Annotated in this window: 11 protein-coding genes; 3 read left to right on the forward strand and 8 right to left on the reverse strand. The window is 41.3% G+C overall.

Features of this window, described 5'->3' with window-relative positions; translation table 11 throughout:
• Window positions 1-21: 21 nt before the first annotated feature.
• From ABEB05_RS02670 to ABEB05_RS02680, 3 genes are read right to left on the reverse strand one after another with little or no spacing between them, the layout of a single operon-like run.
• Window positions 22-1,494 carry a phytoene desaturase family protein gene (locus ABEB05_RS02670; protein ID WP_265787302.1) on the reverse strand — a complete coding sequence of 491 codons (1,473 nt, stop codon included), beginning with the start codon at window positions 1,492-1,494 and terminating at the stop codon, window positions 22-24.
• Window positions 1,495-1,550: 56 nt separating this feature from the next.
• Window positions 1,551-2,009 (reverse strand): SRPBCC family protein, encoded by a 459-nt coding sequence (locus ABEB05_RS02675; RefSeq protein WP_265787303.1) that lies wholly within the window; start codon window positions 2,007-2,009, stop codon window positions 1,551-1,553.
• 7 nt (window positions 2,010-2,016) lie between these two features.
• Entirely contained in the window at window positions 2,017-3,450 is a 1,434-nt protein-coding gene (locus ABEB05_RS02680; protein WP_265787304.1) for an SDR family oxidoreductase, read from the reverse strand.
• 261 nt (window positions 3,451-3,711) lie between these two features.
• On the opposite strand from ABEB05_RS02680, the gene ABEB05_RS02685 reads away from it, so the two are divergent.
• Entirely contained in the window at window positions 3,712-4,851 is a 1,140-nt protein-coding gene (locus ABEB05_RS02685; RefSeq protein ID WP_265787305.1) for a lactonase family protein, read from the forward strand.
• Between the two features lie 16 nt (window positions 4,852-4,867).
• Here ABEB05_RS02685 and ABEB05_RS02690 read toward each other — a convergent pair whose 3' ends face one another.
• The 5 genes from ABEB05_RS02690 to ABEB05_RS02710 form a co-directional block, all read right to left on the reverse strand.
• On the reverse strand, window positions 4,868-5,569 hold the full coding sequence (locus ABEB05_RS02690) for a type 1 glutamine amidotransferase (protein WP_265787306.1): 702 nt from the start codon (window positions 5,567-5,569) through the stop codon (window positions 4,868-4,870).
• 39 nt (window positions 5,570-5,608) lie between these two features.
• On the reverse strand, window positions 5,609-7,015 hold the full coding sequence (rlmD, locus tag ABEB05_RS02695; protein WP_265787307.1) for a 23S rRNA (uracil(1939)-C(5))-methyltransferase RlmD: 1,407 nt from the start codon (window positions 7,013-7,015) through the stop codon (window positions 5,609-5,611).
• A gap of 125 nt (window positions 7,016-7,140) precedes the next feature.
• Window positions 7,141-7,689 (reverse strand): cyclic nucleotide-binding domain-containing protein, encoded by a 549-nt coding sequence (locus ABEB05_RS02700; RefSeq protein WP_265787308.1) that lies wholly within the window; start codon window positions 7,687-7,689, stop codon window positions 7,141-7,143.
• A 73-nt stretch (window positions 7,690-7,762) separates the two neighbouring features.
• Entirely contained in the window at window positions 7,763-10,108 is a 2,346-nt protein-coding gene (locus ABEB05_RS02705) for a BamA/TamA family outer membrane protein (RefSeq protein ID WP_265787309.1), read from the reverse strand.
• 155 nt (window positions 10,109-10,263) lie between these two features.
• On the reverse strand, window positions 10,264-10,518 hold the full coding sequence (locus tag ABEB05_RS02710; RefSeq protein ID WP_265787310.1) for a DUF2795 domain-containing protein: 255 nt from the start codon (window positions 10,516-10,518) through the stop codon (window positions 10,264-10,266).
• Between the two features lie 190 nt (window positions 10,519-10,708).
• On the opposite strand from ABEB05_RS02710, the gene ABEB05_RS02715 reads away from it, so the two are divergent.
• Window positions 10,709-10,945: a Sec-independent protein translocase subunit TatA/TatB gene (locus ABEB05_RS02715; protein ID WP_265787311.1), complete on the forward strand. Its 237-nt coding sequence runs from the start codon at window positions 10,709-10,711 to the stop codon at window positions 10,943-10,945.
• 20 nt (window positions 10,946-10,965) lie between these two features.
• Window positions 10,966-12,498 carry an amidase family protein gene (locus ABEB05_RS02720; RefSeq protein ID WP_265787312.1) on the forward strand — a complete coding sequence of 511 codons (1,533 nt, stop codon included), beginning with the start codon at window positions 10,966-10,968 and terminating at the stop codon, window positions 12,496-12,498.
• The last annotated feature ends 31 nt before the right edge of the window (window positions 12,499-12,529 follow it).

A 12,529-nucleotide genomic window follows, 5' to 3' on the forward strand; every position in this document is an offset into this window, starting at 1 on the left:
TCCTGAGCTAACCATTCAGTTTTATTCATATCTTTGAATAAGTTCAAAAGCGTGAAATGCAGAGAGGGTAACCAAGGGGATTCCTCCTCCGGGATGGGTACTTCCGCCCACCAAATAAAGGCCATCTATTGAACGTGATTTATTGGCCGGCCGCAGAAAAGCGGCTAACTTGCTATTGGAAGAGGTTCCGTAAATACTCCCCTTGTTACTGCGATATTTCGAGTAAAAATCCCGGGGAGTAATTGTTTGGGAAAACCGGATGTGGTCGTTAAGGTTTGTTAGTCCCCGTTGGCTTAGCTCATTAATAAGAAAATTTTGGTATTGGGATTCTTTTTCTTCCCAGTGATATGCATTGCTTAAGTAGGGTGCATTTACTAATACAAACAGGTTCGATCCACCCGGGGGGGCATGATCCGGATCCGAATGCGACGTATTTGCAATGTAAATTGTGGGATCATCAGGCATTATTTTTTGGTTAAATATCTGATGGAATTCCCTTTTATAATTGCTTGAGAAGAAAATATTGTGATGCGTGAGCTGTTCATATTGTTTATCAAGTCCAAGCAGTAATACAAATCCAGAGCAGGAGGGTTCGGCTTGTTCTATTTTTGTTCGGTTCAGCCAAGAGGAATCAGCAGTATTGAGCAGGTTCAGGTAGGTTTCACAGGCATCGGCATTGGAAATGACTATATCAGCTGGATAAAACTCTTGGTTATCACCTTCTACTCCTGATGCTCTTTTTCCTTGTAACCGGATGCGCCGTATCGGTGTATTGGTAGCTATATTAACGCCTAATTTTGTAGCAAGAGCATGCAAAGCTTTTATGAGAGCATACATACCATTTTTGATATAGTATCCGCCCAGGCTAAGTTCCACATGCGGTATGACATTTAGGGTTGCAGGGGCCTGATAGGGAGAGGAACCGTTATAGGTTGTAAACCGCTTAAAGAATTTTTTAAGTTCAGAAGATGTAAACTGGGTATCAACGCTTTCGGCAACAGTTTGAAAAGCATCGATGTGTAAAAAATCGGTTAATTTGAGAGAACTTAAATCTGTTATCCCGTAAAGGGGATTGAAGAGAAAGGAATCTTTGGTTTTTTGATACAGATCCTGTGAATGATTCATGAAATCCTGGTAGACTTCAACATCTCCCTGAGCAAATTCTTTTATCTGGGAAATATTGGCAGCCGAATCCTGGTAGCAGTCAAATTGGGTACCGTTTTTATAGAAATATCGACAAATCGGATTTACTGTTTCGATAGTAAGAAATTCCTGAAGCTTGTATCCACACCTTTCAAAGAGAGATTCAAGAATAAAAGGCATCGTCAAGAGTGAAGGTCCAGTATCAAAACGAAACCCTCCGGTTTGAACCTCATTTATTTTACCCCCGATGGCATCGTTTTTTTCCAGGATAGTAATATCGTGTCCTTGGGAAGCCAATAGGCATGCAATGGATAAGCCGCCAAGTCCGGATCCAATAACAATAACTTTCATAAACAGGACAGAATTGAAAAAGTTAAGGTGTGAGGGGTAAAATACAGCTAATAATACTATTTAAAATATTGATCCACGACTTGCTCGCGATAATCAAAAATTTCCTGCAATTTATTTTTTATGAATAACTTGTTAGCCAGCACTCCCAATGGTCCCAAAGGGGGCTGATAGGTTACGACATCTTTCATTTTAACTCCATCTTCTACCGGCTCAATATGATGCTCATGATGCCAGATATTATAAGGACCAATACGTTGTTCATCTACAAAAAACTTCTTCTCTCTAAGATGTGTTATTTCTGTTACCCAATCGGTTTTTAACCCCAAAAAGGGACTCACTTTATAACTGATAATCATTCCTTCATACATCTTTTCGGGCAGTTCTGCAGAGGTGATATCGAAGCCCATATAATCCGGAGTAATTTTACTAAGATTCCGGGGAGTCGAAATAAAATTCCAGACCTCGGAGATATCTGAGGGAATAACCTGTGTACGTTTTAGCTGGTAAAAAGCCATTTTTTTATTAATGATTTGAGGAAGGAGCTGAAATGTTTTGAATCATGCCTTTGAAAATGAATGCATGAACAGGAAGCAGGGCATACCAGTAAAGTCGTCCCCATAAACCCAATGGACGAAAAGTTGCGGTCTGGTAAAGCACGTTGTCTTTAATTTTGAATTCCAGCCAGGCTTCACCAGGTAGTTTCATTTCGGCATAAAGCAATAGTCGTTTTTCTGACTTATCTGCATAGAGAACCCGCCAGAAGTCAAGAGAATCGCCAGCTGATATATTGGTATTGCTTTTACGTCCCCGCCTCAATCCGACACCTCCAACCACTTTGTCAACAAAGCCACGCAAGGCCCAAAGACTATCACCGTAGTACCAACCGGTTTCACCCCCGATGGACCAAACTCGGTTAAGGACCATTTGTTCATCATTTATATGTTCTTGTTGTTTATCCTTGAAACAGCCATAAGAGGGCACCTCAATCAAATTCGATATGCCTTCCTTCAATACCTCACTTGAACGAGCATCGGTCCAGCTGGATAATACTTCCTGCTGTTCTATCTTGTCAAAAGCCATGCGAATAGCTTCTTTGTAAGAAATAGGAGTTATACTCAGCAACTCCTGCAGATTGTTTTCGCCGCATACCACTTCTACCTTCATGCTATTGACTAAGTTAACGGCCAGCCTATAGGAGGTAGAAGTAACGAAATAAAGCCAGTACGAGGAAAGCTTTGGTGTCATTACCGGGACACTGATAATCGTACGTTTCAGATTTCGAACTTCAGCAAATTGGAGCAGCATCTGCTTATAAGTCAGAATTTCTGGTCCGCCGATGTCAAAGCTTTTATCAAATGTTTCGGGATGGTTAAGCACTCGCTTCAGGTACGTAATCACATTACGGATAGCGATGGGTTGTGTTCGGGTACTTAGCCATTTGGGAGCTATCATAACCGGTAGTTTTTCAACCAAATCGCGGATAATTTCAAAGGATGCGCTGCCGGACCCCACAATAATTCCTGCCCGAAGGGTGGTCAGGTAAAAAGAGCCAGAAGATAAAATTTCCTCAACCTTCTTGCGTGAGCGTAAATGTTTGGAAAGGTTATCACTGTTAATAATTCCACTTAGGTACACAACCTGTTCAACCTGGGTATGTTCCAGTTGGTTTACAAAGTTTGTAGCGGCTTGCTGTTCAAGGACTTCAAAATCTTCGCTTTGGGATGACATTGAATGAACCAAATAATAAGCTGCATCAATTTTTTTAGGTATTGCATCAAGTGTGGAGGCATCCAATAAATCAATACTAATAACTTCCACTTGGTCTGCCGGGTATTGGGAGGTATTAAAACGTTTTTTGTCTCTTGTGCAGCAAATAACATGGTGACCTTCGTCAAGAAGCACAGGAAGCAGCCTTTTGCCAATATAGCCGGTAGCACCGGTAAGCAGTATATTCATAATTACATATATCCGAATTAAATATTAAGCCCCCTTCCTAAACATACAGTCTTTTAAGTAGGATAATATATAGTTTTTGAACCGGCGATAGAGTTATAATTGACAAGAGATAAGAAAACGATATTTAGCCATCGCTTTGACTGGCTCTTAACGACATTTTATTGCTTTATCGTTCCTGCTAATTAGGAATATTTGTTATACATTTAACACCCAAAACTTATTGCCGTTAATTTTGACACTCTAAATTTTAAGACCGGAACTATGAGAAAGATTTTGTGCTTTGCTGTAATGTCAATGCTCCTCATATTTTATCCAGCCTCAATATTGGGACAATCCTCCTCTTTTTATTTGTTTGTAGGGACCTACACCTCCGGGGAAAGCGAGGGAATTTACGTGTATGAATTTAATGCTGAAACGGGAGAGGCCAATTATATCAGTAAAGTATCAGGGGTGGAGAATCCCTCATATATAGCAATCTCTCCGGATGACAACTATGTTTATGCAGTAAATGAGACAGGGGCTGAGAACGGAGGGTCGGTAAGTGCTTTTTCTTTTGACAAAGCCAAAGGAGAACTTAAATTCCTGAATAAAAAGTCAAGCAGGGGAGGCCATCCCTGCTATGTGTCGGTGGACCAAACCGGGCGCTGGGCTTTTGCCGGTAACTACAGCGGAGGATCACTATCTATGCTTCCTATTGCCGAGGATGGAAGCCTGCAGGAAGCTAAGGCATATTTTGAACACAGCGGAAGCAGCGTTAATAAAAACCGCCAGGAACGTCCCCATGTACATTGTACTTATGTGGCCCCGGACAATGAACATGTTCTGGTTGCTGATTTGGGGACAGACCAAGTTAAAAGTTACAGATTTAATGCATCAAAAGGTGAACTGGCCCCCTTAGAATCTGGCGTCTATGAAGCCGAACCCGGATCGGGGCCGCGTCACATAACTTTCCATCCGGAAGGCGACTTTGCCTACCTGATTAATGAACTTAATGGAACTATTGATGCTTTTACTTTTGAAGCCGGGAAACTTAATAAAATTCAGCAGGTTTCTACACTTCCGGAAAATTATGAGGGGGTTGTTTCCGGTGCAGACATTCAGCTCTCTCCGGATGGAAAATTTCTTTATGCCTCAAACAGGGAAGATCTGAATAACATCGTTATTTATTCAGTGAATCAGGAAAATGGTCAGTTATCGTATGTTGGGAAGCAGAATTCAGGTGGAATCCATCCGCGGAATTTTATGATTGATCCTACCGGTCAATACCTGTTGGTTGCTAATCGAAATACAGACAATGTGGTAGTATTCAAAAGAGATAAGGAATCCGGCATGTTGACTAAAACAGGGAATGAATTTGAAATATCGATGCCGGTATGCCTTAAAATGATGTCTGTGGATTAATGGCAAGCGACCTTATTTAACTTGGGCTACTGAAAAAACGGTTTAGAAGCTTTCGGGTTGTATGGTGATTTTCTTCAAAGTGAGGGGCATTTAACATAGTGACCGGAGATTGGATAAAGGGACCGTCACTTCTTTTAAGTTCATTGTTGCTATGTTGGATTAGTTCATCGAGTCCGTCTTTTGTTATTTCAAGATGGAACTGCAGCCCCATAATTTGCTCATCCACTAAAAAGCCCTGATTAGCACATCCTTTACTGGAAGCCAGGGAAAGAGCTCCCCCAGGCAAGCTAAATTGATCTCCGTGCCAGTGAAGTACGATTTGATTGGTCGGCAGAAAATCCAATAAGCGGTGATTCCGAGCTGATTCGTTCCAATTGAGCGGAAACCAGCCGATCTCTTTTTGGTTCATGGAATTGACCTCTGCTCCCAGTACATCCGCAATAAGCTGGGCTCCCAGGCAGATACCCAGTACTTTTATTCCTCGATCAATACAATTGTTAATAAATCGTTTTTCTTTTTTAAGCCAGGGATATCGTTTGGCGTCATAAACACCCATTGGACCACCCATGACAACTAATCCGTCAATTTCCCGGGGAGGAGGGAGTTCCTCATCTTCATACAAACGGGTACGAGTTAACGAAATATTATTATTTTTACTCCAGGAGCGAATAATACCGGGTCCTTCAAAGGGAACGTGTTGCAAATAGTGTAATCTCACAATGATGCAATAGTTATAAATATAATCAGAATAAGTAATCTAGTTCTTTAACCGAAGTTTTGCGACTGTTTCTATGTGGTAGGTTTGAGGAAACATATCAACCGGCTGTAGTTCTTCTATGTCATAAACCTCACTCATCTTTTCTAAGTCGCGGGCCATAGTAGAGCTGTTGCAGCTGACATAAACTAACTTTGGCACTTTTAATTTATTGATATTTTCGACCACATCCGGATGCATACCTGCCCTTGGGGGATCCGTGATCAGGCAGTCGGGAGCACCATACTTTTTGGTGATTAATTCGCCAAATACATGCTGCATATCTCCCTGCTGAAAATCTACATTATCAACATCATTGGATTCGGCATTTTTGCGTGCATTTTTTATGGCTACATTTGATAGTTCTATGCCTAGCAGGTTCTTAGCCTTTTCACTTAAAAACAGACTAAGGGTTCCTACGCCACAATAAAGATCATACACCGTATCGTCAGGCTGAATATCCGCATATTTTTTTGCTACTTCATAAAGCTCTTCGGCCTGTCGGGTATTCGTTTGGAAAAAAGCGTTTGCATCAATCTTAAAGTGATAGGAACCTATTCTATCTGTAATATAACCAGGTCCGTAAAGGACCTTTTCATAACGTCCAACTGCGGTAGGGTTTTTACGATCGTTAATATTATTGATGACGGTTGTAATTTCAGGAAATTCATTAACAAGCGCTTCAGAAAGTGGAGATACTATTTCGGAATCATCTTTCAGAGTTACGAGATTTACCATCAAATCATCCGTATGATATGAATTTCGGATAACTACATTGCGCATATAGCCCTTATGATCGATAGTATCGTAGGGGGGAACATCGTGATTAATGCACCAGGTGCGGACAAAATCCAGAATTTTATAGGAAATGGGGTGCTGTAAATGGCAATCCTGAATATTCAATACCTTGTCGAAACGTCCCGGTACATGAAGGCCAGCAGCAAAGCAATGGTCGTCCACATATTCATCCCGGTTGATTTCTTCCGGGCTCAACCAGCGGCGGTGGCCTATGGAATACTCCATTTTATTTCTATAATAAAAGGGCTGATCGCAGCCAATAGTATCATTGATATCAATATTGTCAAATCCCCCGATACGCTCCATGTGATCCCGCACTTGCTCTTTCTTAAACTCCAGCTGGTAATCGTAATCCACATGCTGCCAGCTACACCCTCCACAAACACGAGCATGCTGACATTTGGGTTCAATACGGCGCGGACCTTCTTCCAGTACTTCCAATAGCTTCCCTTCACGGTAATTCTTTTTACTTTTTGTAATACGTGCCCGAATGCGATCTCCGGGTGTAGTATTAGGTACAAAAACAGCCAATCCGTCTACTTTAGCTATTCCTTTTCCTTCGAAAGCAACACCTTCGATTGTTAATTCTGTTTCCGTTCCCTTTTTAAGCATTTTTTTGAATGATTAGATAAGCCTCTTTTGTAAATCCGGAAAAACTGGAAAGATAAAAGTATCCGGAAAAAGCTTTGTGATTAAAAATAATTAGAAATAGACACGCAGCTATTGCCTGAGTTTATTTACAGGTGCTCATTTTCTTGTTGATCGATATAAGTCTCGAACTGTAGAGCAAGTGCCTGTTTAGCCCCGCTTTGTTTTTTGAGTTCATTTGTTACCAGTTCGAGTTGTTTCATGGCTACCATGGCAAGTGTCTCCATGAACTTTACGGCAATAACAGGATGGCGCTTCTTTAAAGTTTCAAAGTCAGGCTTAAAGAATCCCATGAGCGTGCAGTCTGTCAGGCATTTAACGGTTGATATACGTCGTATTTCATATCCTATTGACAAAGCGCCAAAGCTTTCCGGCGCTTCGATAGTATAAGATTGATCCAAATCCTGACGCTCTTCTTCATTCTCTATGATAAGTTGAACTTGTCCTTCTTCGATAAAGTACATACCGGTTCCGGGATCTCCCTGGTAATAAATGTATTCATTTTTCTTGTATTTTCTACGGTGACAGTAGTGGAGGAATTCGGATCGTTCCAGCAGGCTAAGGTTTTGTAAAAAACGGGAATTGAAAATAATGTCCGATCGCTCTTTTATTTTTTTAAACCGACTTAAATTTAACATAATAAAAAATTTAGGATTAATAATAGCTACCCGCGCCCGTCTGGTATCTATTAATATATAAAAATGATCTTTGTTAGAAAGAGTGGCCAATACCGAAGCTAAAGTACAGCTTTTTATTGTTAAACCAACCTTCTTGTAGATCATGGACCCGGAAAGCGAAGTCAAACCGTATTACAATATATTCCCAGTCGATTCGAAGTCCCGCACCCGAACCGACCGCAATTTGGCGGTAAAAGTTATCGAATTTGAATTTACCCATTTCCAGGATTTCCTGCTGCGTTAGATTTGTCTGGGAATTGTTATCTTGAGCTGAGGGGAATTCTGTGCGAGGACCATACCAGATATTACCAGCATCAGTAAACCATGCGGCTATCCAGTTAGAGGAAAGGAAGTCCGTAAATAAGCGCTGCCGGACTTCAGACTGGGCAAGCAGTTTAATTTCCCCTCCATTAATGGTTACATCCTCAAGTGGAATAGATCCCGGCCCCAAACTGTAAAAGCTCCATCCCCGGATATCATTGGCACCTCCAGCATAATAACGCTGATTGAGCGGAACCGAGTTACTGTTTCCATACGGAAGTGCGACTCCCAGAAATCCCCGATAAGCAAATACCCCATTGTTTGAAATTGGAATATAGCGACGATAGTCGGCTGTTCCCTTAAAAAAGCGACTATAAGCCAGACTGTTTTGGCTGGAAGGAAAGATGGGGGGCAGGTTTCCCTCCAGGGTATTCGGGGTGACAATGAAGCGATCAGTTAGATAGGGAATGTTACCTCCTATAGCAGCAGAATATTCACTGAAATACCCAAAATTTCGTTTAATGAGGTCCGTGCGCCTACTTTGAAAGGTATATCGCAGGATAGAAGATACTTGGGGTCGGAAATCCTCCAGAATCCGCTCATACTCAAATGAGTCTTCTCCAAATTCTTGCTGTAAAGATTCCCTAAACCGCCTTGAAGGGGTCGTATCTAAGAGGTCCAGTTCAACAAGATCAAGGAAACTGGAAAATCGATCGTTGTGTTTTACTTCATAGCGCAAGTTGAAGCGAATATCGGAATTGATATCAAACAATAGCTGATCGGAACGACTAAAAGAAAGCCCATAGACAGTTTGGGCATTCGAAAATGAGGGATAGTTATCTAAAAAAGCAAAAGGAAAATTCAGGCGGGGCAGGGAGTATTCCAATCGAGAGTCAAAACTCTGGAAAAAGCCTCCCTGAACAGATTGAGTCGAATCGGAATCGGGAGAGATATCCCGTACGGTTTCAGAACTTACGTATTCAAAACTTCCATTCAAGCTCAGCTGCAGATTTTCAGCTTTTCCAAAAAGATTATTATTTGTGTAGGTTAATCCTGCACCCGATCCAAAACCATACCGGCGCATCCCAAAGAAATTTAAATTTACAGAGTGTTTGGGACGGCTTTTAAGTGAAAACATCACCGGTAGTTCATTTCCGGAATAATCGGGTAGAGAACCGTCTTCACTGAGGCCAAATTGCTGTACGTTGAGCATGCCCAGGTTCTGGAATTCGTTAACGGTACGGATATAGAGTGAATTATCAAATGTCTCGCCGGGTTTGAATAGAATTTGATCTGTTAAAAGGCTGTATTTTGTTTGTGCAGAAGGTGCTTTATGAAGGAAAATTTTTCTTCCGGCTGTGAGTTCTGAGTGCTGAACCGTATCCTTTTGGGTGAGATTGCTTTCCTCTTCTGGTCCCGCAAGACTAATATGAACATCACCAAAGGTGTATTTGCGTCCGGGATTAATAGTAAAAAGAGCGTCAAGCTGATGTCTGTTTTCGGGATCTCTCTTCATCAGAACTGAAACCGAATCATTTTGGATAGCCGCAAAGCCATTATTTTTTAAAAAGGTAATGATGCGGTTGCGTTCCTCGGTAAGGCTATTTTCCAAATAACGTTGGTTATGTGTAAAAGTGGTATCATTAATCTTTTCCCGGGTTAGTGAGCTTTCTTCGTAAAACTCCTGGATTTTTGTAGAGTCTTCGAGAGCAGGCATGCCCGTGTAGCTTATCGTTTTTATGGTAGAGGGATTCCCTTCGTCAATTAAAAAAGAAACTTCTACCCGGTTTTCTTTAAACTCAACAATATTGGTATCAACAGAAGCCTCTAAAAAGCCAATTGACTGATAATATCGTCTGATTCGTTCAATATCATTCCCAACAGTTTCCCGATTAAGATAGGAGGGAGCCTCTCCGAATTTTTTTGTCAGTTGCCAGATAAAATACCACGGTGTAAAACGAGGTATGCCCAAAAATTCCCGGTTGGTTTGTGTGCGTATAAGGGTCTCAAGTGTATTGTTATTTACATTATCATTGCCTGCAAAACGTATAATACGGACGACATTATCCGTGGTATCGCTTGATGCGGTATCGGTTTGACCAATGGCAGGAGATGCCATAGCTATAACTAAGAAAATGGCAAGCAATAACGAGAATAGCTTGCAGCGAGCGATAGAGTAACCCAAAAGATTGTTTATTGAAAGTTCATAAAAAACGGTTGCATGAAAAAAATCATGCAACCGTTCCTAATACAGATAATTCCTACATCAGAGGTCTAAACGTCGTCGTAGTCAAATCCTTCATCTTCTTCATTATGGAAGAAATCCTCCTTTCCGATATAGTCGGGCCAGATGTCTTCCATGTCTTCATAGACAACATCTTCGCCCTCTTCGATTTCTTCCAGGTCATGTAAATTATCGAGTACCTGCTGGGGAGCGCCATTTCGCACTGCCCACTCAATTAGTTCTTCTCTGGTTGCAGGAAAAGGGGCATCGTCTAAAACGGCTGCTAATTCAACGGTCCAAATCATAAATATAATAAGTTATTTTTTATTGCTTATAAATTTCTCTAAATGCTAACAAATGTTTCACACATTAAATTCAACTCAATTTTTAACGGAAATGCAATTATTTTTTTCTATCTAACACTCAAAGATCTATAAAATTATTATTATCTTACCTGTGCTTAATCTATAAACTTAATTTAGCGAGGAATATTATATGGGAAGTTTCGGCGGAATGGAAATATTAATCGTATTAATGGTTATTTTGCTGTTTTTTGGCGCAAAACGCATTCCAGAACTGGCTCGCGGTATTGGTCAGGGTATGAATGAGTTTCGTAAAGCTTCGGATCAAATCAAGCAAGAGCTTGAACAAGGAGAAAAAGAAGGGCTTGGATCAGAAGCAACTAAAAATAAGAGTAAAGAAGAAGCCAAAGCACAAAAGAGCCAAGATTAATATAAAAATCGAATATATCGTTGAGTTTTTCAGATTATAGTCAGGTCCGAACTGCCTTAGAAAGTGGAGATACAACTGTAACCGAAATTGTACAACATTATCTGCAGAATATTGAAGAGCGGAATGATGAAGTTAATGCTCTTGTAAGCTATGATGAGCAGGAAGCCTTAGACAGGGCTCAGAAAATACAGTCAAAAATTGATGAGGGCACGGCCGGACGGTTAGCCGGTATGGTCATAGGCATTAAAGACTTGATCTGCGAAAAAGGAAAGCAGGCAACCTGTGCCTCAAATATTCTATCTGACTTTGAAAGTATTTATGATTCTACCGCTGTTAAACGCCTAAGGAATGAAGATGCTCTCCTGTTGGGAAGATTGAACATGGATGAATTTGCCATGGGATCTTCAACCGAAAATTCTATCTATGGCCCTACGCGAAATCCTGTGGATACATCAAAAGTATCAGGAGGTTCATCTGGTGGTAGTGCCGCTGCGGTTGCCGCTGATTTTTGTACAGCGGCTCTGGGTACTGATACCGGTGGGTCTATCAGGCAGCCTGCTTCTTATTGTGGTGTCGTAGGCCTGAAGCCTACTTATGGTAGAGTATCACGCCACGGACTTATTGCGTATGCGTCTTCTTTTGATTGTATCGGTCCGCTTACACATTCTGTAAAAGATGCGGCACTACTACTGGAAATTCTCGCTGGATTTGATGAAAACGATAATACAACTTCCAGCAGAACGGTCCCTGACTATCAGCAGTTTGCTGAAAATCCAGATGCGAATATCCGCATTGGAGTTCCTGAGGAATACTTTGGGGATGGATTGGATGAAGAAATAAAAGCTGGCATTCAGGAACAATTGAATGAGCTGGAGCAGGATGGAGCAGAGTTAGTTCCTATCCATTTGCCGCATATGAAATATGGTATCGCGACCTACTATATCCTGGCTACTGCAGAAGCTTCGAGCAATCTTGCGCGATATGACGGTATTCGATACGGTCATCGTGCAGATATAGAAGAAGTGGAACAAGAACTAAAGAAGGAAAAGGATGCTCTAAAAGAGCAGATAGAGCTTGCCGAAGGGGATAAGAAAGTGAAGCTGGGTGCAGAACTTGAGGACGTAGACAGCTCCCTGATCCGTCTTTATAAAAAGAGTCGTACCGAAGGTTTCGGTACAGAGGTTAAACGTCGCATTATGCTGGGTACATACGTATTAAGTGCAGGATATTACGATGCTTATTATGCTAAGGCACAAAAAGTGCGTCGTCTCATAAAGCAGGACTTTACGGACGCTTTTGAAAATGTGGATGTCATTGTTTCACCTACGGCACCAACTACCGCATTTGATGTGGGAGCTGATATTGATAACCCGGTACAGATGTACTTAAATGATATCTATACTATTTCCGCCAACTTGGCGGGTATTTGTAGTATCAATATTCCGGCGGGCACTCATTCCAATGGCTTGCCTTATGGAATGCAACTTATGGCCAATACTTTTGAAGAGGGAAAGCTATTTAATGCGGCCCGATTAGTTGAGCAGCTGGATTAGCTTGGAAAATAGCTGCAGATAATGCCTTAAA

Origin of the sequence: Fodinibius salicampi (genome assembly GCF_039545095.1) — a bacterium.
Classification (GTDB): domain Bacteria; phylum Bacteroidota; class Rhodothermia; order Balneolales; family Balneolaceae; genus Fodinibius; species Fodinibius salicampi.